Origin of the sequence: Brevundimonas mediterranea, assembly GCF_011064825.1 — a bacterium.
GTDB lineage: Bacteria > Pseudomonadota > Alphaproteobacteria > Caulobacterales > Caulobacteraceae > Brevundimonas > Brevundimonas mediterranea_A.
Genome location: NZ_CP048751.1, coordinates 877,331 through 900,068, shown reverse-complemented (window position 1 = coordinate 900,068; position 22,738 = coordinate 877,331). Strand labels below are relative to the sequence as shown.

Sequence of the window (22,738 nt, the reverse complement as noted above, 5' to 3'; positions counted from 1 at the left end):
TCGGGCGTTAACCACTCTCGATCCATGCTGACAGCAAGTTCCGGGCCAGTTGGCGCGCCGGCAGGATTTTTCGAACGTGATCGGGCAACGTCTAGAGATCAGACAGGGGCAGGGGCTGGTCATCACGCCCCAGCTGCAGCAGGCGATCAAGCTGCTGCAACTGTCGAACCTCGAGCTCGAGGAGTTCGTCGAGGCCGAGCTGGAGCGCAATCCCCTGCTGCAACGCGACGAGCCCGAGGGCGACGGCCCCGAGGCCCCGGTTTCGGTTTCCGACGCCGCCCCGGACGGTGAAATGTCCTTCGGCGACGGGGTCGGCCAGGATTCCGTGGCGTCGATGGACGCCGGGTCCGACGACGTCTATGGCGACGCCGCCCCCGGCGAACGCACCAGCGACCGCATGACGGACGAGGCCCAGCCGGGTCTGTCCGACTGGTCCAGCGCCGGCAAGGGCGGCCAGGTCTTCGAAGGCGACGGCGAACGCCCCGACGCCCATGAACTGACCCTGTGGGAGCATCTGCAGGCCCAGGCCTCCTCGGCCGGCCTTTCGGCCGCCGACCACGCCATCGCCCTGACCCTGATCGACGCCACCGACGAGGGCGGCTATCTGCGCGGCGAAATGGCCGAGTTCGCCGATCGCCTCGGAGTTAGCCTGGACCGGATCGAGGCCGTCGTCGCCGTCTGCCAGGGGTTCGAGCCGACCGGGATCATGGCCCGTTCGGTGCCCGAGTGCCTGAAGCTGCAGCTGATCGAGCGCAATCGATTCGATCCGGCCATGGGCGCCCTGCTCGACCATCTGGACCTGCTGGCCCGGCGCGACCTGGCGGGCCTGAAGAAGATCTGCGGCGTCGACGGCGAGGACCTGGCCGAGATGATCGCCGAGCTGAAGGCCCTGACGCCCCGCCCCGGCGCCGGATTCGGCGGCGAACCGGCCCAGACCGTGGTGCCCGACGTCCATGTGCGGCCCGACCCGGCCGGCGGCTGGCGGGTCGAGCTGAACGCCGACACCCTGCCGCGCCTGTTGATCGACAAACGCTATCACGGCCTGGTTCAGGCCGGCGCCCGGTCCGACACCGAAAAGACCTTCGTCGCCGAATGCGCCGCCCAGGCCAGCTGGCTGGTCAAGTCGCTGGACCAGCGCGCCAAGACCATTCTGAAGGTCTCGTCCGAGATCGTGCGCCAGCAGGATGCCTTCCTGGCCTTCGGCGTCGAATTCCTTCGCCCGCTGAATCTGAAGACGGTCGCCGACGCCATCGGCATGCACGAATCGACGGTCAGCCGCGTCACCTCCAACAAATATGTCTCGACCCCGCGCGGGGTGTTCGAGCTGAAATTCTTCTTCACCGCCGCCATCCAATCGGTGGACGGCGCCTCGACTCATTCGGCCGAGGCGGTCCGCCATCGGATAAAAACCATGATCGATGGGGAAGGGGTGGGGGGCGACGTTTTGTCCGATGATCGGATCGTCGAAATCCTTAAGGAGGCGGGCATAGATATAGCCCGTAGAACGGTCGCCAAGTATCGGGAAGCCTTGAGGATTCCGTCCTCCGTCGAGCGCCGCAGGATGCTTAAGACCGGCTGAAGCGTGACCACAAATCGGTGATCCCGATTGACACCAAATGCGGGCGGGAGCGTTCTATTCGTATGCAAGTCCAAGTCAGCGGCAAGCAAGTGGATGTCGGCGAAGCGTTAGGCTCGCGCATCTCCCAGGAACTCGAAGACGGGGTCGGAAAATACTTCGCCCGCGGCGGTGAAGACGCCGAGGTCGTGGTGTCCAAGGACGGCCACAACTTCAAGGTGGACTGTTGGGTCCGCCTCGCGTCGGGCCAGACCCTGGTGACGACGGGCATGGGCGGCGACGCCCATTCCGCCTTCACCGAGGCGCTGGATCGTCTCGAAAAGCGGGTCCGTCGCTACAAGCGCCGGCTCAAGGATCACCACATCGGGCCCAAGGGCCTGTCGCCTGAAAAAACCGAAAACGCCGCCCGCGAAGTCGCTCGCAGCATCGTGCTGCGGGATCCCGACAGCGTCGAGGACGACGTCTTCGGCGACACCGGCGAAAACGACGGCCCGCCGCCCGTGGGCATGGTCATCGCCGAGACCGAGCACGAGATCCGCTCCATCACGGTCGGTCGTGCGGTCCTGGAACTGGATATGACCGGCTATCCGGTGGTGCTGTTTCGCAATGCGGCGCACGGCGGCCTGTCCGTCGTCTATCGCCGCCCAGACGGCAATGTCGGCTGGATCGACCCCGAGCGCACGAAGAAGTCGAACGGGCATTAGACTTACGGCTTAGTTTGACTTTGCCGCGGGAGCCTCTAAAGGGGCGCCCGCGGCCGCCAGTCGCTTATCTAGAGTTGGGCTACCCATGGATATCGCAGATCTGCTCGCGCCGAACGGCGTGGTGCTGCGTGGCGGCGCCTCGTCGAAACGTCAGGCGCTTCATGCCGTGGCCGAGGCTGCGGCCCAGGCTCTGGGCGTGGACCAGGGCCGTATCTTCGAGGCCCTGCTGGAACGCGAAGCCCTGGGCTCCACCGGCCTGGGCTCCGGCGTGGCCGTGCCGCACGCCCGTCTGAAGGAGATCGACCGGGTCACGGCCGTCTTCGTGCGCCTGGACACGCCTGTGGCCTATGAAGCGGTCGATGATCGTCCGGTCGATCTGCTGCTGGCCCTGTTCGCCCCGCCCAAGGACGGCGCCGAACATCTGCGCGCCCTGGCGGCGGTCTCGCGCGCCCTGCGGTCGCCGGAACTGCGTGAGCAGCTGCGTCAGGCCCGGACGGTCGATGCAATCAAGGCCCTGTTCGTCAAGGACCAGGCGCCCGCCACGGCCGCCTGAGAGGCCGGGCCGTCAAGGGCGGCGCCCGGCCGCCCTTTCCCTTGTTCAGTGAACCGAGACCGGCTCCAGCTCGTGCGCCACAGCGGCGGCGAAGGCGGTGTCGCGGTCCAGCATGACGGCCAGCCGTTCCCCGTCCGCGCTGTGAACGGCGTAGAGGGACTGATTCGGGTCGAAGGCGATGTCCTTCATCTCGACCGCCTCTTCCAGCAGGTCGGACGCCTTCACCTCGCGCACATAGACGAGATCGGGGGCGCCCAGTCCGGCGAAATCTTCCTTGGTCATCATCATCGGCGTCATAGGACCGCCTCCTTCGCTTTGACAACGCCCGGATCGCCGGGCGGTTCGAACGGCTGCGCTTTTCAGCCGGCCGTGATGGGAATGCGCCGCACCTGGCGCTCGGCCTCGGGCCGGATCAGATCGACATGCAGCAGGCCGTGTTCCAGCCGCGCGCCCTCGATCTCCAGCCCGTCGGCCAGGACGAAGCTGCGTACAAAGCCTCGCGCCGCGATGCCGCGATGCAGGAAGGCCTGTTCGCTCTTGCCCGCATCGTCGCGCTTGCCGGCGATGGTCAGCTGCCGCCCTTCCAGGGTGATGGCCAGTTCGTCAGGAGCGAACCCGGCCACAGCCAGGCTGATGCGGACCCCCGCCTCGCCGATCTGTTCGACGTTATAGGGCGGATAGCTCTCGGCCGCAGCCTTGGCGGCGCGGTCGATCAGGGCGCGGGTGTGGTCGAAGCCCAGCAGGAACGGGCTGTCGAACAGGATGGTGCGGGTCGTCGTCATCTGGGTCCTCGGAAAAGCGACCGACCGTGGGCCTCCCGCAATCGGCAAGGCTCCCGGTCACAGATGAAGATGGGGGCGGACAGGGGCGGGATCAACCGTCCCTGTCTGCGACCTCAGTGGATGGCTTCGCCATGCTGGGTATAGTCCAGGCCCTCGACCTCTTCGTCCTTGGTCACGCGCAGGCCCGTAGTGAACTTGCAGATCATCAGGACCACGAAGGTGCCGACCGCGCTCCAGACGATGGCCCCGCCCAGGCCGAGCGCCTGTTTCCACACCGTCGCGCCCTCGGACAGGGCGTTGATGCTGGTGGTGGCGAAGACCCCGGTCAGCAGGGCGCCGACGATGCCGCCGATCCCGTGCACCCCGAACGCATCCAGGCTGTCGTCGTACTTCAGCGCGTGCTTCAGCCAGACCGCCCCGGCGTAGCAGGCCGGGCCGGCGATCAGGCCGATGAAGAAGGCGCCCTTGGGATCGACGAAGCCGGCGGCGGGGGTGATGGCGACCAGGCCGCCGACGACGCCCGACAACAGGCCCAGCAGGGTCGGGCGCTTGCGGTCGAACCATTCGACGGTCATCCAGCCCAGGGCCGCGGCGGCGGCGGCCAGAATGGTGTTGAAGGCGGCGGTGGCGGCCAGGGCGTCGGCGGCGCCGGCCGACCCGGCGTTGAACCCGATCCAGCCGACCAGCAGCAGGCCGGTGCCGATGGCGCTGTAGACCAGATTGGCGGGGGCCATGTTGTCGCGGCCGAAGCCGTGACGCGGGCCCAGCACCAGGGCGCAGACCAGGCCGGCGACGCCCGCATTGACGTGGACCACCGCCCCGCCGGCGAAGTCGAGCACGCCCAGGCTCCCCAGATAGCCGCCGCCCCAGACCTGGTGACAGATCGGCGCATAGACGATCAGGTGCCACAGGGCGAAGAACAGCAGGCTGGCCGAGAATTTCATCCGCTCGGCGAAGGCGCCGGCGATCAGGGCCGGGGTGATGATGGCGAAGGTCATCTGGAAGCTGACGAACAGCAGTTCCGGCAGGCCGGGCAGCAGGCTGTGCGCCGTCTCCATCGTCACCCCGTTCAGGAAGGCCGCCTGGACCCCGCCGATCAGACCGTTCACCGCATCCGGCCCCTTGCCGAACGACAGGCTGTAGCCGACCAGGAACCACAGCACCGAGACGATGGCGAAGGCCGCCGCCGACTGGGCGATGACGCTGATGATGTTCTTCTTGCGCACCATGCCGCCGTAGAACAGGGCCAGACCCGGCAGGGTCATCAGCAGCACCAGGGCGGTGGACGTCAGGATCCAGGCCGTCGCCGCATTGTCGATGACCAGGGGCGCCTGATGGGCCAGCAGGGCGGGGGCCGCCGCCAGGGCCGGCGAGGCGAGCGACGCCGCCCCGGCAACAGCGATGGCGGACAGGGCGGCGTGTCGGGTCATTTCATGCGTCTCGGGGAGGAGAGGAAGGAACGGCTCAGGCCAGGGTCTCAGGCCGAAGTCTTAAGCCGTTCCTCCGTTCTGACAATGTCCGTAAGCGGCAGGATACGCACGAAACGGTCAAGCGTGTTGTCCCAGTCGCCCAGCAGTCGGCGGGCCAGCGGCGAACCGGTCGCCGCCAGATGGGCCTCGACCAGTCCGCGCAGCCGTTCGGCCGCCGCTTCGTCGATGTCGGCCACGCCCGCCAGGTCGCCGTTCAGGGCCCGTTCGGCGAAGCCCGGCTGATCCAGCACGAACAGCTCGCCGCCGCTCATGCCCGCCGCCAGGTTCCATCCGACCCCGCCCAGCACGACCACCCGGCCGCCGGTCATATATTCGCAGCCATGCGCGCCCAGGCCCTCGACCACGGCCTCGGCGCCCGAGTTGCGGACCGCGAACCGCTCGCCCGCCGCACCGGCCACGAACAGCCGGCCCGAGGTCGCGCCATACAGGGTGGTGTTGCCGCAGATCAGCTGGTCCTCGCGCCATTCCGGCGTGCGGATCGAGATTTCGGCCCCCGACAGGCCCTTGCCGACATAGTCGTTGGCCTCGCCGGTCAGATGCAGTTCCAGCCCCTTGGCGGCGAAGGCGCCGAAGCTCTGGCCAGCGATGCCTTCCAGACGCAGCTTCAGCCGACCGGCCGGCCCCTGCGCCCCGAACCGCCGCACGATGGCGGACGAGACGGCGGCCCCGACCGTGCGCTGGGTGTTGTTCAGCGGATAGGACAGTTCCAGCGTCTGGCCGCGATCCAGGAACCGCACCGCGTCCTTCAACACCCGGGCGTCCAGGCTGTCGGCGATGGGCTTGCGCCCCTTGTCCGCCCATTTGCCGGCCGCGCCCTCGTCCACCCGAACCAGCAGGGGGTTCAGGTCCAGGTCGTCCAGGTGCGAGCCGCCGCGCCGGACCTGACGCAGCAGGTCGGTGCGGCCGATGATCTCGTCCATCGTCCGGGCGCCGATCGAGGCCAGGATTTCGCGCGTCTCCTCGGCGATGAAGGTGAACAGGTTGACCACCTTGTCCGGGGTGCCGGTGAACTTCTCGCGCAGCCGCTCGTCCTGGGAACAGACGCCGACGGGGCAGGTGTTCGAATGGCACTGGCGCACCATCAGACAGCCCATGGCGATCAGGGCGGCGGTGCCGACCCCGTATTCCTCTGCCCCCAGCATGGCGGCGATGACCACGTCGCGGCCGGTGCGGACCCCGCCGTCGGTCCGCAGCGTCACCGTGCCGCGCAGATTGTTCAGCGTCAGCACCTGATGGGCCTCGGCCAGGCCGATTTCCCACGGCAGGCCGGCGTGTTTGATCGAGGTCTGGGGCGAGGCGCCGGTGCCGCCGTTGTGGCCGGCGATCAGGATGGCGTCGGCGTTGGCCTTGGCCACCCCGGACGCAATGGCCCCGATGCCCGAGGCGGACACCAGTTTCACCGTCACCTTGGCGTCGGGGTTGATGGCCTTCAGGTCGTAGATGAGCTGGGCCAGGTCCTCGATCGAATAGATGTCGTGATGCGGCGGCGGGCTGATCAGGGTGGTGCCGGGCACGGCGTGGCGCATCCGGGCGATGAACTCGGTGACCTTGAAGCCGGGCAGTTGCCCGCCCTCGCCGGGCTTGGCGCCCTGGGCCACCTTGATCTCGATCTCGCGGCACTGGTTCAGATATTCGGCCGTGACGCCGAACCGGCCCGAGGCCACCTGCTTCACCGCCGAGTTGGCGTCGTCGCCGTTGGCGCGCGGGTGATAGCGTTCCGGATCCTCGCCGCCCTCGCCCGAGACCGAGCGGGCGCCGATGCGGTTCATGGCGATGTTCAGCGTCTCGTGCGCCTCGGGGCCCAGTGCGCCCAGGGACATGGCCTGGGTCAGGAAGCGGCGGCGGATGTCCGACACGCTCTCGACCTGGTCCACCGGAATGGCGACGCCCTCGCGGAAGTCCAGCAGATCGCGCAAGGACAGGTCCGGCTGGTTTCTGACGGCCTCCGAGAACTGCTTGAACCGGCGATAGTCGCCGCGGTTGCAGGCGTCCTGCAGCAGGTGGATGGTCTTGGCCTCGTGGGCGTGGGCCTCGCCGCCCGAGCGGATCTTGAAGAAGCCGCCGATGGCGGGCGAGGGCCGGGCCTCGCCCCAGGCGACCGTGTGCCGCTTCATCGCCGCCTGTTCCAGACCGGCCAGGCCGATGCCGGAGATGCGCGACGGGGCGCCGGGGAAGAATTCGGCCGTCAGGGCGCGCGACAGGCCCAGCACCTCGAACTCGCAGCCGCCGCGATAGGCGGAGATGACGCTGATCCCCTTGCGCGCCAGGGTCTTCAGCAGGCCCGCCTCGATGCCCTTCTTGTAGTTCAGGCAGGCGTCGCGCAGCGTCAGGCCGGGATACAGGCCCCGGTCCAGACGCTCCTGGAACAGGTCCTGGGCCAGCCAGGCGTTGACGGTGGTCGCGCCGACCCCGACCAGGACCGCGAACCCGTGCGGGTCCAGGGTCTCGGCCGTGCGGACCACGATGGAGCAATAGGAGCGCAGACCCGCCTGGGTCAGGCGGCCGTGAACCCCGGCCGTGGCCAGGATCATCGGCGCGGCCAGACGCCCCGCCGACCCCTGCTGATCCGTCAGCACGACCAGGGCCGCCCCGTCGCGGGCGGCGGCCTCGGCCTCGTCCATGATCCGGTCCAGCGCCGCGCGCAGGCCGGCGCCGGGCCGCGCGTCCTCGGACGGGGTGTCATAGCTGCAGTCGATGACCACAGTCGAACCCGCCCCGACCGTCTCGATCATCCGCTCATACATGCCGTTGGTCAGCACCGGGCTGTCCAGCACAAAGACGTCGGTCTGGGCCGCTTCCTGGGCCAGGATATTGCCCAGGTTCTTGAACCGGGTCTTCAGGCTCATGGCCCCGGCTTCACGCAGCGGGTCGATGGGCGGATTGGTCACCTGGCTGAAGTTCTGGCGGAAATAGTGGCTCAGCGGGCGGGGCAGGGCCGACAGCACCGCCGGCGGGGCGTCGTCGCCCATCGAGCCGACCGCCTCCTTGCCGTCGCGCACCAGGGCGTCCAGCAACAGGTCCAGATCCTCGCGGCTGAAGCCGGCGGCGATCTGACGGCGCGTCAGATCATCGCCCGAGGTCGAGCGTGGTTCGGGTCCGGGGCCGATGATCGGCTCCAGATCGACCATATTGTCCAGCCACTCGGTATAGGGGTGGGCGGCGGCCAGGGCGTCGATGGCCTCGTGCTCGTCGTACAGACGGCCGTGCTTCATATCGACGGCGATCAGCTTGCCGGGGCCGATGTGCAGGCGGCGCTTCACCCGGCTCTCGGGGATCGGCACCAGACCGGCTTCGGAGCCGGCCATCAGCAGGCCGTCGACGGTCTCGACGGCGCGCAGGGGGCGCAGGCCGTTGCGGTCCTTGCCCGCCACGATCCAGCGACCGTCGGCGGCGCAGATGGCGGCCGGGCCGTCCCACGGCTCCATGACCGCGTTGCAATAGGCGTAGAAGGCCCGGTGTTCGGGCGGCATGACCACGTCGTCCTTGGCCCAGGCCTCGGGGATCAGCAGGGCCTTGGCCATGGGGGCGGGGCGCCCGGCGTGGACCAGCACCTCCATGACATTGTCCAGCGCGGCCGAGTCCGATCCGCCCGGCTGGACCACCGGCTTCACCTCGCGGTCACGGTCGCCGAAGGCCTGGGCGGCCATGCGGATCTCGTGCGACTTCATCCAGTTCAGATTGCCCTTCAGCGTATTGATCTCGCCGTTGTGGGCCATCATCCGGAAGGGCTGGGCCAGCTTCCATTCGGGGAAGGTGTTGGTCGAATAGCGCTGGTGGAAGACGGCGTAGGCCGAGACGAAACGCGGATCCTCCAGGTCGGGATACAGGTTCCCCAGCAGTTCGGCCCGCACCATCCCCTTGTAGGCGATGGAGCGCGCGGACAGGGTGCAGATATAGACGGCGGCCAGGTTCTCGGTCTTGACCGTCTTCTCGATGCGGCGGCGGCACAGATACAGCTCGCGCTCCAGCGCCTCGCCGTCCAGCGGCTGGCCGGCGTCGTCCAGGGGCGGGGCCAGCATGATCTGTTCGATCTCGGGCCGGGTCGCCCCGGCCTTGGTCCCCACCACCGACAGGTCGATGGGCGTCTGGCGCCAGCCATAGATCCAGAAGCCGGCGCGCAGGGCCTCGGTCTCGACGATGGCGCGGGCGCGGTCCTGGGCGCCCAGATCGGTGCGCGGCAGGAAGACCTGGCCGACGCAGATCGGGCCCGGACGCAGGGACTGGCCGATGGAGGCCACCTGTTCGGCGAAGAAGCCCTGGGGCAGTTCGGCCATTATGCCGGCCCCGTCGCCCGACAGGCCGTCGGGATCGACCGCGCCGCGGTGAGCCACGGCCTTCAGGCTGCGGATCGCATATTCCACCACGTCGCGACGCGGGCTGCCGTCGATGGAGCAGACCAGGCCCACGCCGCAGGCGTCGCGCTCGGAGGCGCGGTCATAGGCGTGGCCGGCTTCCAGGCGGTCGCGGGTTTCTTCGTACTTATCAAGCCATTGGGTCATGCCGCGACCTCCTCGGTGCGGGTCTTCAGGTAACGGTCGATTTCGGCGGCGGCGTCCTGGCCCTCGCGCACGGCCCAGACGACCAGTGAGGCGCCGCGCACCGCGTCGCCGGCGGCGAAGACGCCGGGCAGGCTGGTGGCGAAGCTGACGGATCCGACCTTGATGGTGCCGTCGTCACGCAGACGCAGATCGGGCTCATGCGCCGCGAACGGCTCGGGCGAGAAGCCCAGGGCCTCGATGACGATGTCGGCCGGAATGTCGAAGTCGGCGCCGGGGACGGGCACGATATCGCGACGCTGTCCGGGGGCCGCCTCGGTCAGCTGCATCCGCGCGGCGCGCACGCCGGTGACGCGGTCGCCCTGGGACAGCAGGGCCTTGGGCGCGCCCAGCCATTCGAAGACGACGCCTTCCTCCTCGGCGTTGACCACTTCGCGGGCCGAGCCGGGCATGTTCTCGCGGTCGCGCCGATACAGGCAGGTGACGCTGGCCGCGCCCTGGCGAACGGCGGTGCGGACGCAGTCCATGGCGGTGTCGCCGCCGCCGATGACCACCACCCGCTTGCCGCGCGCCTCGTGCCAGCCGTCTTCCTCGGCGTCGCCCAGGTCGCGCCGGTTCTGGTGCGTCAGATAGGACAGGGCCGCGACGGTCGAATCCGGACCCCGGCCCGGCGCCGACAGGATGCGCGGCTGATAGACGCCCATGGCCAGCAGGACCACGTCGTGGCGCTCGCGCAGTTCGGCCAGGGTCACGTCCTTGCCGATCTCGCAGCCCAGGACGAACTGGACTCCGCCGTCGATCAGGCGGTCCACGCGGCGCTGGACGACGTGCTTCTCCAGCTTGAAGCCGGGGATGCCGTAGATCAGCAGGCCGCCGGCCCGGTCGTGCCGGTCATAGACCGTGACCTGATAGCCCTCGCTGCGCAGACGGTCGGCGGCGGCCATGCCGGCCGGACCCGCGCCGACGATGCCAACGCTCTCGCCGCGTTCGGCCGCCGGGCGGATCGGTTCGACCCAGCCGTTGGCGAAGGCCTGATCGCCCAGCCAGGCCTCGACCGAGCCGATGGTCACCGCGTCCCAGCCGGACTGGTTCAGGGTGCAGGCGCCCTCGCACAGCCGGTCCTGCGGACAGATGCGGCCGCAGATCTCGGGCATGGTCGAGGTCAGGGACGCGACGCGCCAGGCCTCGCGCGGCTCGTTCTCGGCCGACAGGCGCAGCCAGTCGGGAATATTGTTCTGAAGCGGACAGGCGTTCTGGCAGAACGGCACGCCGCAGTCGGTGCAGCGCGACGCCTGTTTCTCGGCCGTCTCGGTCGAGGGCGGAATCGTGATCTCGCCGAACCCGCGTGCGCGCAGTTCGGCTGTGGCCTTCGAGAGGCGGCGTGGTTCGACGACGAAAGTCCCGCCTTGCTTCAGGGTCTTGTGCATGACGCGCTTATGCCGCGAATGGTCCGGCCTAGGCAAATATTATTGCTGAGACCCGTTCGCGGCTGCTCAAGTTGCAATAGGCATCCTGATATGTCGAAATTCGAGACAGCAAATTGCGCTATCGGTAGGGTTGGGGAAACAGGTTTCAGGCGTCTCCAATCTTTGCCGGAACCTCCCCGGCTCGCGGTCGTTGGCTTTCCATTCTAATTTCTCAAGGGAACCGCCATGCCGCGATGGACCACGCCGAGCGGATGGGGTGGGTGGTTGACCCTCCTCCTGGGTGTTTTGATTTTTCTGATCGGCGGGATCCTCGCCGTCGGCGGCGTTCAGCTCCTGAGTCTGGGCGGTTCCTGGTACTATCTGGTCGTGGGCCTGATGCTGATCGTCGCCGGCGCCCTGCTGGTGTTGCGGGACGTCAGGGGCGTGTGGGTCTATGGCGCGGCCTTCCTCTTCACCCTCGTGTGGGCCTTGTGGGAGACGGGTCTGGACGGCTGGGCCCTGGTGCCCCGGCTGGTGGGGCCTCTGGTCTTGATGGTCCTGGTTCTGGCGACCCTGCCGGTGCTGAAGCCGCACGGCGGCGGGCGTCTGGCCGGGGGCGGCGCCCTGGGGCTGGCGGTTCTGACCGTGGTGTTCGGGTTTGCAGTCGCCCAGGCCAACCAGGCCGGCGTCGAGAACCGGCTGCCCGGACCGCGCGGCGCCTATAATGATCCGGCCCTGCTGAAAACCGGCGCCGACTGGCCCGCCTGGGGCGGCACCGACAGCGCCCAGCGCTATTCCCCGCTGACGCAGATCAACAAGGACAATGTCGGCCGGCTGGAACGCGCCTGGACCTTCCGCACCGGCGATCTGCCGGAGGAGCGTTGGGGCGCCGAGACCACGCCGCTGAAGATCGGGAACACCGTCTATCTCTGCTCCGCGCGCAACAAGCTGTTCGCGCTGGACGCCGCGACCGGCCAGCAGAAATGGGCCTATGATCCCCAGGTCGCGGACGAGAACATCCCCTATACGGCCGCCTGCCGCGGCGTGACCTATCATGCCCGCGCCGACGCCCAGCCGGCCCAGCCCTGCGCCACCAAGATCATCGAAGGCACCCTGGACGGCCGCATCATCGCCGTCGACGCCCAGACCGGCCGGCCTTGCCCGGCCTTCGGTCAGAACGGCGCCGTGGATATCAAGCGCGGCATGGGCGACCCCTATCCCGGCATGGTGTCGATCACCTCGCCCCCCGTCATCGTGCGGGGCGTGATCGTGACCGGGCATCAGGTGCTGGACGGCCAGAAACGATGGAACGCCTCAGGCGTGATCCAGGGCTTTGACGTCGAGACCGGCGAACTCCGCTTCGCCTGGGACATGATGCGCCCCGACCGCACCGGCCTGCCGCCCGAGGGCGAGACCTATACGCCCGGCACGCCCAATATGTGGACCACGGCCACGGGGGATGAGGCCCTGGGTCTGGTCTATCTGCCCATGGGCAATTCGGCGGCCGACTATTGGTCCAGCTCGCGTCGCCCGCAGGAGAATGAGTACTCCACCGCCCTGGTCGCGCTCGATGTGACGACGGGCAAGCCGCGTTGGCATTTCCAGACGGTTCACAAGGATGTCTGGGACTTCGACCTGGGCTCGCAGGCGACCCTGATCGACTATCCCACGGGGGGCGGCGTCGTGCCGGCCCTGCTGCTGCCCACCAAACAGGGCGACATGTATGTGTTCAACCGCGCCACCGGCCAGATGCTGCACGGGATGGAGGAACGCCCGGTCCCGACCACGGGCGGAACCGAACAGGGCCAGCGCGCGCCGACCCAGCCGTTCTCGCTGTTCGCCACCCTGCGCAAGCCGAACCTCGAAGAGCGCGACATGTGGGGCATGTCCCCCATCGATCAGATGATGTGCCGCATCAACTTCAAGAAGGCGAACTACCAAGGCTACTACACTCCGCCCTCGACCAACCACTACATCAACTATCCGGGCTACAACGGCGGTTCGGACTGGGGCGGCGTGGCGGTCGATCCGGTGCGTGGCGTGATCATCGCCAACTATAACGACATGCCCAACTACAACCGCCTGGTGCCGCGCGAAGAGGCCAACGAGAAGGGCTGGTTCCCGCGCGACGACCCGCGCTACATCGAGCAGCAGAAGGAGCTGGCCCTGCGCGGCGGCAGCCTGTCCAAGGGCGAAGGCGCCGGCGATCCGCAGATCGGCGTGCCCTACGCGATCGACGTCAACGCCGGCTGGCGCGTCAAATGGACGGGCCTGCTGTGCAAGGAGCCTCCCTACGGCGGCATCACGGCCATCGACCTACGCTCGGGTCAGACCCTGTGGGACCGGCCGTTCGGCACGGCGCGCAAGAACGGGCCGTGGGGCATCCCCTCGCACCTGCCGCTGGAGATCGGCACGCCGAACAACGGCGGGTCGGTCGTCACGGCCGGCGGCCTGATCTTTATCGCCGCCGCCACCGACGACCTGATCCGCGCCATCGACATCGAGACGGGCGAGACGGTCTGGTCGGACGTGCTGCCGGCCGGCGGTCAGGCCAACCCGATGATCTATGAGCAGAACGGCCGTCAGTATCTGGTCATCATGGCGGGCGGCCACCACTTCATGGAGACGCCGCGGGGCGACTACGTCATCGCCTATGCCCTGCCGCAACGCGGCTGAGGCGTTTTCTCCCTCCCCCGGCGGGGGAGGGTGGTCGCGCCAGCGACCGGGTGGGGGCGGCTCGGAAACGAGCCGCCTCTTTTCGTTCAGGGATGCTTTGCTGGGCCGCCCCCACCCGGCTTCGCCTGCGGCTCAGCCACCCTCCCCGGACGGGGAGGGAGAAGATCAGGGTCTGATCTGGCCCTGGCCGCGCACGACGTATTTGTAGGTGGTCAGCTGTTCGGCCCCTACTGGGCCGCGGGCGTGCAGGCGGGCGGTGGAGATGCCGATCTCGCCGCCGAAGCCGAACTCGCCCCCGTCGGCGAACTGGGTCGAGGCGTTGATCAGGACGATGGCGCTGTCCACCCGCGCCGCGAACCGTTCGGCGGCGTCGGCGTCCGTCGTGAGGATCGCCTCGGTGTGGCCCGAGCCGTAGCGGGCGATATGGTCGGTGGCGGCGTCCAGATCATCGACGATCCGCACCGCCAGGATGGGCGCCAGATATTCGGTGGTCCAGTCGGCCTCCGTCGCCGGGGTCATGGCGGGGGCCAGGGCGCAAGCCTCGGCGTCGCCGCGCAGTTCGCATCCGGCGGCGATCAGGTCGGCGGCGACTGGCGGCAGCAGACGTTCCGCCGCCGCCCGATCCACCAGCAGGGTCTCGGTCGCGCCGCAGACCGACACCCGCCGCATCTTGGCGTTCACCACCACGGCGCGCGCGACCTCCAGATCGGCGGCTTCGTGCAGATAGGTGTGGTTCAGCCCTTCCAGATGGCTGAGCACCGCCACCCGGGCCTCGGCTTGGACCCGCGCGACCAGGCTCTTGCCCCCGCGCGGGATGATCACGTCGATGGCGCCGTCCAGCCCGGTCAGCATCAGCCCCACCGCCGCGCGGTCGGGCGTGTCCACCAGCTGCACCGCATCGGCGGGCAGGCCGGCTTCGTGCAGGGCTTCAGCGATCAGGCCCGCGATGGCCAGCGACGACTGCAGACAGTCCGAGCCGCAGCGCAGGATGGCCGCATTGCCCGAACGGATGCACAGGGCGGCCGCGTCGGCGGTGACATTGGGTCGGCTCTCATAGATGACGCCCAGCACGCCGATAGGGGTGCGGACGCGGGCGATGTCCAGGCCGTTGGCCGGGGTCCAGCGTTCGGTCTCGACGCCCAGGGGATCGGCCACGGCGGCGATGGTGGCCACGGCCTGGGCCATGCCGGCGACGCGGGCCGGCGTCAGGGCCAGCCGGTCGATCAGGGCCTCGCTCATGCCATTGGCGCGGGCGGCGTCCACGTCCTGGGCGTTGGCGGCCAGAATCTGGGCCTCGGCCGCCGTCAGCTTTTGCGCCAGCACCTCCAGCGCGCGGGTGCGGGCGGCGGCCGGCGCTTCACGCAGGGCGACGGCGGCGGCGCGGGCGCGCTGGCCCAGGTCCATCATTCGGGTCTCAAGATCGGTCATCGGTCGTCCAGAACCATGTCGTCGCGGTGGATCAGAACCGAGGCGCCGCGATAGCCGAGGATGGCCTCGATCTCGTCCGAGCGGCGGCCCCGGATGCGGGCGGCCTCGTCGGCGGCGTAGGCGGCCAGGCCCACGCCCACGGCCCGGCCCTCGGCGTCGGTCAGGCGCACGCAGTCGCCCTTTTCGAAATCGCCGCTCACGGCCGTGACCCCGGCGGGCAGCAGGCTCTTGCCCGCTTTCAGCGCGGTCACGGCGCCCCCGTCCAGCGTCAGGGATCCCGCCGGCGACAGACTGCCGGCGATCCACTGTTTGTAGGCGGCCATGGGGCCGTCGGGCGCGGCGATCAGGGTGGCGCGGGCGCCCGCCCGGACGGCGCTGAGCGGCGACAGGGTCTGGCCCGAGGCGATGATGGTGGCGCAACCGGCCGAACGGGCGATCTGGGCCGCCGCCAGCTTGGTCGCCATGCCGCCGGTGCCGACCCCCGCCTGGGTGTTGGCGCCGCCGCCCATGGCCAGGATGTCCGGGCTCAGGGTCTCGATCAGGGGCAGGTGGGCGGCGCTCGGATCTCGGCGCGGATCGGCGGTGTAGAGGCCGTCCACGTCCGACAGCAGGATCAGCAGATCCGCCCGCGCCAGCTGGGCCGTCCGCGCCGCCAGCCGGTCGTTGTCGCCATAGCGGATCTCTTCGGTGGCGACGGTGTCGTTCTCGTTGACGACGGGGATGACCCCGTGGCCCAGCAGGGCCTCGACCGTGGCGCGGGCGTTCAGCCAGCGGCGGCGCCGTTCGGTGTCGTCGCGCGTCAGCAGCACCTGGCCGACCACCAGGTCGTGGGGCGCCAGGGCCTCGGACCAGGCGGCCATCAGCAGCGACTGCCCGACCGAGGCCGCCGCCTGCTTGTCCTCCAGCCGCGCGCCCAGTTTCGGCAGACGCCCCCGCCCCAGGGCGATGGAGCCGGACGAGACCACGATGACCTCGCGCCCCTCGGCCTTCAGCGCGGCCAGATCCGACGCCACGGCCGCCAGCCAGTCGCGCGTCGGCCGCCGCGTTTCGGTGTCGATCAGCAGCGAGGATCCGATCTTGACCACGATGCGCCGCGCCGCTTTCAGGGCCGACGCGGCGCTGGTGGCGGAGTCTGGGCGCGGGGGGAGGGCGGCGGCCTGGGACATGAAGGTTTCTCTAACGCGACTGTTCGGGCTTGTCTCTTGCCGTATCCACCGCCACAGCAGGCGGATGATGGAATCCCTTTCCCCGATCGCGGCCGGCGCCCTGGGCAGTCTGGCGGCGGGCATGATGACGGCGGTCGGCGCGGCGCCCATGCTGTTCGTCAAACGGCCGGGACAACAGACCCAGAGCGTCCTGCTGGGCTTCGCCGCCGGGGTGATGCTGGCGGCCTCCTTCTTCTCGCTGATCATTCCGGGCGTCGACGTGCTCCAGGCCGGGGGCGCGTCCCAGGGCTGGGCGGCGGGGACCATGGCGGCGGCGGTGCTGATCGGGGCCACGGTGATCGGCCTGATGAACCGGTTCGCGCCCGTGGACATGCTGGCCATCGGTCCGGCCCAGTCCAAGCATCTCGCCCGTCGCATCTGGCTGTTCATCATCGCCATCACCCTGCACAACTTCCCCGAAGGCGCGGCCGTCGGCGTCAGTTTCGGCGGCGGCGACATGCACCAGGGCCTGGCCACTGCCCTGGGCATCGGCATCCAGAACATGCCCGAAGGCCTGGCCGTCTCGGCCGCCATGGCCTCGCTGGGCTATGGTCGCGGCGCCGCCTTCCTGGCCGCGCTGGCGTCGGGTCTGGTCGAACCGGTCGGCGGTCTGATCGGGGCCGGCGTGGTGGGGGCGTCGCCCGGCGCCCTGCCGTGGGGCCTGGGCCTGGCGGCCGGCGCCATGATCTATGTCGTCACCGCCGAGATCATTCCCCAGACCCGCGAACAGTCCAAGGGGGACGGCTCGATGATCGGTCTGATGATCGGCCTGGTGGGCATGATGTTCCTGGATATCGCCCTGGGTTGACGGGCGCGCGGTGGTCGCCGACGTGTCAGTTACATCATTTACATCCGGCGCGGGTCTGGACGGGGGCATGCGCCAGAGGTTAGGCCACATGCCTCCCCGGCCTGATCCGCACGATCTCGCCGCCGATCTTCCGCCCGACCTTCCGAAGGAGCGCCCCATGAAGACGCGACCTGTAAAACCTTCGGCTTCCCGTCGAAACTTCTTGTCTGGCCTCGGGCTTCTCGCCCTGATGGGCGCCGGAGTCTTCCCCATGCCTGCTACCGCCGAAACCGCCCGCGCCGTTCAGCGTCATCGCCAGCGGATCGAAGATCTGATTGCGGCCATGACCGTGGAGGAGAAGGCGGGCCAGTTGAACCTGCTCGCCGACCCGTTCCGCTGGATGCCCACGGCGGTCAATCCGCTGGACGGCACGGGGGACCCCGCGCGCGTCACCGCCCTGATCCGCGAAGGCAAGGTCGGCAGCCTGTTCAACGGCATCGGCGCCGAGACCGGCCGCCGCATCCAGCAGGTGGCGATGGAGGAAAGCCGGCTGAAGATCCCGCTGCTGTTCGCGGCGGACGTGATCCACGGCCTGTCCACCATCTTCCCCGTGCCCCTGGCCGAGGCCGCGGCCTTCGACACCCATCTGGCCTATCGCACCGCCCGCGCCGCTGCGGTCGAGACGGCCGCCTCGGCCGTGCACCAGACCTACGCCCCCATGGTGGATGTGGCCCGCGACCAGCGCTGGGGCCGCAATGTCGAAGGCGCCGGCGAGGACGTGCTGCTGAACAACCTGCTGGCCGCCGCCCGGGTGCGCGGCTTCCAGGGCGACAAGGGACTGGACGACCGTGACGCCGTCCTGGCCACCGCCAAACACATGGCCGCCTATTCGGGCGCCATCGGCGGGGTCGAATACAACACCACCGACATGAGCGAACAGACGCTGCGCGGGGTCTATCTGCCGCCGTTCAAGGCGGCGGTGGACGCCGGCGCCCTGTCGATCATGAGCGCCTTCAACGACGTCAATGGCGTGCCCGCCTCGGGCAGCCGCAAGCTGCTGACCGACATCCTGCGCGGCGAATGGGGTTTTGAGGGCTTCGTGGTCTCCGACTACACCTCCGAACAGGAACTGGTCGCCCACGGCTTCGCCGAGGACGGCCGCGACGCCGCCCGCCTCGCCTTCAACGCCGGGGTGGACGTGTCCATGGTCTCGGGCCTGTATCTGGAACACCTGCCCAGCCTGGTGGCCAGCGGCGAGGTGTCGATGGCCCGGCTGGACGAGGCGGTGCGCCGTCTCCTGACCACCAAGGCGGCCCTGGGCCTGTTCGACGATCCTTATCGCGGCACGGATCCGGTGCGTGAAAAGGCCGTGGTGGGGTCGCGCGAACACATCGCCCTGTCGCGCGAGGCGGGCCGCAAGTCGGTGGTCCTGCTGAAGAACGACAATCAGCTGTTGCCGCTGAACAAGAGCCAGAAGATCGCCCTGGTCGGCCCGTTCGCCGACGACGTGGACAATGTCTGGGGGCCGTGGACCATCTGGGGCGCGCCCGAACGCCGCGTCTCGCTGGAAGCCGGCTTCCGCGCCGCCATGACCGATCCGCAAGCCCTGACCGTCGCGCGCGGCTCGGGCGTCGAGACCCCGCTGGACGGCGGGATCGAAGAGGCCGTCCGTGCGGCCGCCAACGCCGACGTCATCGTCCTGGCCATCGGCGAGAGCCAGAAGATGTCGGGCGAGGCCCAGTCGCGCACCGAGATCGTCGTCCCGGCCCCGCAACAGGCCCTGGTCGACGCCATGGCCGCCACGGGCAAGCCCATGGTCATCCTGCTGCGCAACGGCCGGGCCCTGGCGCTGGAGGGCAATGTCAAGAACGCCCAGGCCATCGTCGTCACCTGGTTCCTGGGTGAGCAGATGGGCAACGCCGTCGCCGACGTCGTCTTCGGCGAACACGGCCCCTCGGCCCGCCTGCCGGTCAGCTTCCCGCACAAGTCGGGCCAGCAGCCTTACTCCTACGACCACAAGAACACCGGCCGCCCGGCCAATCCGGACCTGCCGATCGAGGAATACAAGGCCCGCTATCGCGAGACGACCAATACGGCCCTGTATCCGTTCGGCTACGGCCTGACCTATGGCGAGGTCGCCTATGGTCCCGTCGAAATGGCGAGCGATCAACTGGCCTGGGCCGGGACGCTGGACGTGGCCGTGACCGTCACCAACCAGGGCGCCCATGTCGCCGAGGAGCTGGTCCAGCTCTATATCCACGACCGGGTCGCCAGCCTGACCCAGCCGGGGCGGCTGCTGAAGGACTTCAAGCGGGTGACGCTGCGGCCGGGCCAGAGCGAGACGGTGCGCTTCACCCTGAACGCCCGCCAGCTGGGCTTCATCGGCGAGGACAATACGTATCGGATTGAGCCGGGCCTGTTCGATCTCTGGCTGGCGCCCCATGCCCAGGGCGGTTCGGCGGCCCAGTTCCGTCTGGTCGGCCCGGCGTAGAATGCGGATGGTCGTTGACCCGGCGCACGGCAGGGCTTAACGACCCCGCCGTTTGTTTAGTCCAGCGGTCTGGGGCCTCCGTTTAGGCCGGATTCGTGTGTAGGAGCGCGCCCATGACGATCAAGATTCTTCCGGGCGCGACAGGCGTCCTCGCGCTCGCCGACGGCACGGTCCTGCAGGGAATCGGCGTCGGAGCGGTCGGATCGGCCCTGGGCGAGGTGGTCTTCAACACCGCCATGACCGGCTATCAGGAAATCCTGACCGACCCGTCCTACATGAGCCAGATCCTGGCCTTCACCTTCCCCCATGTCGGCAATACGGGGACGAACGTCGAAGACATCGAGCAGATGGGCGGCGGTTCGGACACCTCGGCGCGGGGCGCGATCTTCCGCGACGTGCCGACCGATCCGGCCAACTATAGATCGGACGCGAGTTTCGACGACTGGATGAAACGGCGCGGCGTCGTCGGCCTGGCCGGCGTGGACACCCGCGCCCTGACCAAGATCATCCGCGACAAGGGCGCCCCCCACGCGGTCATCGCCCATAATCCGGACGGCCAGTTCGACCTCGACGCCCTGGTGGCGCAGGCCCGCGCCTGGACCGGCCTGGTCGGTCTGGACCTGGCCAAGCCCGCCTCGACGCTGCAGGCGTTCGAATGGGACGAGGGGCTGTGGGAATGGCCGGAGGGCCACCCGAAGACGCAAGGCCGCAAGCAGGTGGTCGTCATCGACTATGGGGTGAAGCGCAACATCCTGCGCGCCCTGGCCTCGACCGGCGCGAAGATCACCGTGGTCCCGGCGACGACCACGGCCGAAGAGGTTCTGGCCCGCAATCCCGACGGCGTCGTCCTGTCGAACGGCCCGGGCGATCCGGCCGCGACCGGCGAATACGCGGTGCCTGAAATCCAGAAACTGGTCGCCAGCGGCAAGCCCCTGATGGGCATCTGCCTGGGCCACCAGATGCTGGCCCTGGCCCTGGGCGCCAGGACGGTGAAGATGGAACAGGGCCACCACGGCGCCAACCATCCGGTCAAGGATCTGACCACCGGCAAGGTCGAGATCGTGTCGATGAACCACGGCTTCACCGTCGATCGCGACAGCCTGCCGGACGCCGTGACCGAAACCCACGTCAGCCTGTTCGACGGCACCAACTGCGGCATCGCGGTCAAGGACAAGCCGATCTTCAGCGTTCAGCACCACCCCGAGGCTTCGCCCGGGCCGGCCGACAGCCTGTATCTGTTTGATCGGTTCGCCGACCTGATGGGCCCGCGTTGACGCCATGAAGCTGATGTCATGAGACGGGGGGCTGTCCGGTCGAACTATCTGGACTGGCTGGCCCAGGCGCTGGAGGTCGGACGCGGGACCGAACCCCTGCCTGACGGGGACGCGGTGGTCGGTTACGCGACCGGCTATGACGCCGCCGACATCGCCCCCTTCGTCCTGTCGCTGCGGGCGGTGTTCGACGGCCCGGTCGCCCTGGTGGTCGACGCCGACCCCGACCTGCGCGCCTTCCTGATCCAGAATGACGTGACCGCCGTCGATGCGCCGGTCTGGCGGGGCTGGGCGCCCCATCCGGTGATGCAGAGGTTCGTCGCCTTCGCCGGCCTGCTGGGCGACCGGCCCGGCGCGGGCCTGGCCTGCGACGTGCGCGACGTCATCTTCCAGGCCGCGCCCTTTTCGCCCGCGCCGCACGGACTGGAGGCCTTCATCGAGGCCGAGACGCCCCTGGCCGACCACGGCTTCAACATGAAATATCTGCGCGCCCTGTTCGGCGAGGCCCAGGCCGCGCAACTGGGCGACAAACCCTGTCTGTGCGTCGGGACGGTGCTCGGGCCGCGGGCCGAGGTCGCGCGTCTGTCGCGGCTGATCCTGTCATTGGCCGCCACGCCCCGCTCCGAGATCGGCGGGGCCTTCGGCGTCGATCAGGCGGCCTTCAACATGGCGATCCATCAGGGTCTTACGGCCGCGACCCTCCGGGCCAACTACGGCCGCGTGGCCACCCTGGGCCTGACGCCCGGCGATGCTCTGAGCTTCCGCGACGGACAGGTGGTCAATCCGGACGGGACGACCAGCCCCATCGTCCACCAGCACGACCGCCATCCCCACCTGGACACGGCCGTTCACGACCGCTGGGGCGGCGGACTGGAACACCGCAAACGGGTCCGGCCCAAGTCTGCCGGCCAGAAGCTGGCCAAGCTGACGGCCTCGCTGCGGCGGCGGACGCCGGAACTACGCTAGGGTTTTCTATCTAGGGAAGGGGCGCGAAACTCTTGTCCTCGCGCAGGGCGCTGGCTTTCTGCACCGCCATGGGGGCGGCGTGCAGCCAGTAGTCGGCGTCGTCTAGCCTTTGCTCGCGGCGGCGTTCCTGGCCGCGCATCCGTCTCAGGGCGGCGTTTTCCAGAAGGCGTGCGTGCAGGGCGCGGGGCGTCGGTTCGGGGATGGCGGAAGAGCCGGGGACAGCGACGAGATCGGGGCCTTGGGGCTCTACCGCCGGACGGGCGATGGCGATGAACATGAACCACTCTTGGGGGATGGGGAGAGGGGGCGCTTCTGCACCAGGCGACCGTGGATGAACCGCAGTCGCTGTGGATAGTTCCCGAGCGTGTCCGAAAAAAGGTCCGTGAATCGAAAGGCTTGCTGCCTCAATCCGGTCAAAGGGGTTGTGGATTGATTAACCGTGGTCGGAGGAATGCCGGGTCGGGCTGTCACGCCTTGCGATCCGCCGCCTTGAGTTTCCGCTGCCGGACAAGGTCCAGCATCGTCGCGCGAAGCCTGTCGTACAGGCCCTTGGGTATGAGGCCGTAAGCCCACTGTACGCCCGGCTTTACGGGAACAATGCCGGGATCGTCCCATGAGACGCTGTTGGCTTCGCTGGCGATGATATAGCTGCGCGCGTCCTCCAGGCCGAGGTGCTGCCCAACCCTGTGCGGGATCTCGATGGCGACCGTGCCGGCCATCGGCGGGGAATGGGTGATCGGCGCGACCAGAATGTCCGTACCGCCCTTCGCCTTGCGAAGGACGGCGGTGACGATCACGCAGGGCCGGGTCTTGGCGCCGTCCGCATAGCCCTTCTCGCGCTCGTGCGACCACAGGAAGTCGTAGCGGATCACCAGGCCGACGGTCGGATCCGGCTTTTTCACGCGCG

General features: G+C 68.9%; 17 protein-coding genes. 8 read left to right on the top strand and 9 right to left on the bottom strand.

From position 1 onward, the window contains the following. Nucleotides 1-76 precede the first annotated feature (76 nt). The 3 genes from rpoN (at nucleotide 77) to ptsN (ending at nucleotide 2,833) form a co-directional block, all read left to right on the top strand. Nucleotides 77-1,579, top strand: a complete 1,503-nt coding sequence (gene rpoN, locus GYM46_RS04455) for an RNA polymerase factor sigma-54 (RefSeq protein ID WP_040349932.1) — start codon at nucleotides 77-79, stop codon at nucleotides 1,577-1,579. 62 nt (nucleotides 1,580-1,641) lie between these two features. Continuing rightward, entirely contained in the window at nucleotides 1,642-2,280 is a 639-nt protein-coding gene (gene hpf, locus GYM46_RS04450; protein WP_008260210.1) for a ribosome hibernation-promoting factor, HPF/YfiA family, read from the top strand. An 85-nt stretch (nucleotides 2,281-2,365) separates the two neighbouring features. Next, on the top strand, nucleotides 2,366-2,833 hold the full coding sequence (ptsN, locus tag GYM46_RS04445; protein ID WP_008262263.1) for a PTS IIA-like nitrogen regulatory protein PtsN: 468 nt from the start codon (nucleotides 2,366-2,368) through the stop codon (nucleotides 2,831-2,833). A 45-nt stretch (nucleotides 2,834-2,878) separates the two neighbouring features. On the opposite strand, the gene GYM46_RS04440 is transcribed toward ptsN, so the two are convergent. From GYM46_RS04440 to GYM46_RS04420, 5 genes are all read right to left on the bottom strand, one after another. After that, entirely contained in the window at nucleotides 2,879-3,130 is a 252-nt protein-coding gene (locus GYM46_RS04440; protein WP_008260703.1) for a DUF1150 family protein, read from the bottom strand. 62 nt (nucleotides 3,131-3,192) lie between these two features. Then, on the bottom strand, nucleotides 3,193-3,615 hold the full coding sequence (locus GYM46_RS04435; RefSeq protein WP_008260227.1) for an Hsp20 family protein: 423 nt from the start codon (nucleotides 3,613-3,615) through the stop codon (nucleotides 3,193-3,195). A 113-nt stretch (nucleotides 3,616-3,728) separates the two neighbouring features. After that, complete coding sequence (locus GYM46_RS04430; protein ID WP_008262589.1) at nucleotides 3,729-5,045, bottom strand: ammonium transporter; 1,317 nt, start codon at nucleotides 5,043-5,045, stop codon at nucleotides 3,729-3,731. Nucleotides 5,046-5,092: 47 nt separating this feature from the next. Further along, nucleotides 5,093-9,604 carry a glutamate synthase large subunit gene (gene gltB, locus GYM46_RS04425; protein ID WP_008259886.1) on the bottom strand — a complete coding sequence of 1,504 codons (4,512 nt, stop codon included), beginning with the start codon at nucleotides 9,602-9,604 and terminating at the stop codon, nucleotides 5,093-5,095. After that, complete coding sequence (locus GYM46_RS04420; protein WP_008258682.1) at nucleotides 9,601-11,028, bottom strand: NAD(P)-dependent oxidoreductase; 1,428 nt, start codon at nucleotides 11,026-11,028, stop codon at nucleotides 9,601-9,603. Before GYM46_RS04420 ends, gltB begins: the two co-directional genes overlap by 4 nt. Nucleotides 11,029-11,292: 264 nt before the next feature. On the opposite strand from GYM46_RS04420, the gene GYM46_RS04415 reads away from it, so the two are divergent. Beyond that, nucleotides 11,293-13,683: a membrane-bound PQQ-dependent dehydrogenase, glucose/quinate/shikimate family gene (locus GYM46_RS04415; RefSeq protein WP_232216205.1), complete on the top strand. Its 2,391-nt coding sequence runs from the start codon at nucleotides 11,293-11,295 to the stop codon at nucleotides 13,681-13,683. Between the two features lie 165 nt (nucleotides 13,684-13,848). On the opposite strand, the gene GYM46_RS04410 is transcribed toward GYM46_RS04415, so the two are convergent. Both GYM46_RS04410 and proB read right to left on the bottom strand, forming a co-directional pair. Then, on the bottom strand, nucleotides 13,849-15,111 hold the full coding sequence (locus tag GYM46_RS04410; protein ID WP_008263941.1) for a glutamate-5-semialdehyde dehydrogenase: 1,263 nt from the start codon (nucleotides 15,109-15,111) through the stop codon (nucleotides 13,849-13,851). Further along, nucleotides 15,108-16,277 carry a glutamate 5-kinase gene (gene proB, locus GYM46_RS04405; RefSeq protein ID WP_008262179.1) on the bottom strand — a complete coding sequence of 390 codons (1,170 nt, stop codon included), beginning with the start codon at nucleotides 16,275-16,277 and terminating at the stop codon, nucleotides 15,108-15,110. The genes GYM46_RS04410 and proB overlap by 4 nt, the downstream gene beginning before the upstream one ends. A gap of 67 nt (nucleotides 16,278-16,344) precedes the next feature. Between proB and GYM46_RS04400 the strand changes: the two genes are divergently transcribed. The 4 genes from GYM46_RS04400 (at nucleotide 16,345) to GYM46_RS04385 (ending at nucleotide 21,831) form a co-directional block, all read left to right on the top strand. After that, entirely contained in the window at nucleotides 16,345-17,124 is a 780-nt protein-coding gene (locus tag GYM46_RS04400; RefSeq protein WP_035310226.1) for a ZIP family metal transporter, read from the top strand. A 250-nt stretch (nucleotides 17,125-17,374) separates the two neighbouring features. Beyond that, complete coding sequence (locus tag GYM46_RS04395) at nucleotides 17,375-19,594, top strand: glycoside hydrolase family 3 N-terminal domain-containing protein (protein ID WP_008260477.1); 2,220 nt, start codon at nucleotides 17,375-17,377, stop codon at nucleotides 19,592-19,594. A 113-nt stretch (nucleotides 19,595-19,707) separates the two neighbouring features. After that, complete coding sequence (gene carA, locus GYM46_RS04390; protein WP_008261405.1) at nucleotides 19,708-20,868, top strand: glutamine-hydrolyzing carbamoyl-phosphate synthase small subunit; 1,161 nt, start codon at nucleotides 19,708-19,710, stop codon at nucleotides 20,866-20,868. An 18-nt stretch (nucleotides 20,869-20,886) separates the two neighbouring features. Next, nucleotides 20,887-21,831, top strand: coding sequence for a hypothetical protein (locus GYM46_RS04385; RefSeq protein WP_008263236.1), 945 nt, complete (start codon nucleotides 20,887-20,889; stop codon nucleotides 21,829-21,831). Nucleotides 21,832-21,841: 10 nt separating this feature from the next. Here GYM46_RS04385 and GYM46_RS04380 read toward each other — a convergent pair whose 3' ends face one another. Together GYM46_RS04380 and GYM46_RS04375 are read right to left on the bottom strand one after the other, a co-directional pair. Continuing rightward, nucleotides 21,842-22,108 carry a hypothetical protein gene (locus GYM46_RS04380; RefSeq protein WP_008262121.1) on the bottom strand — a complete coding sequence of 89 codons (267 nt, stop codon included), beginning with the start codon at nucleotides 22,106-22,108 and terminating at the stop codon, nucleotides 21,842-21,844. Between the two features lie 190 nt (nucleotides 22,109-22,298). After that, nucleotides 22,299-22,733 (bottom strand): hypothetical protein, encoded by a 435-nt coding sequence (locus GYM46_RS04375; RefSeq protein WP_008258733.1) that lies wholly within the window; start codon nucleotides 22,731-22,733, stop codon nucleotides 22,299-22,301. Nucleotides 22,734-22,738: the final 5 nt, after the last annotated feature.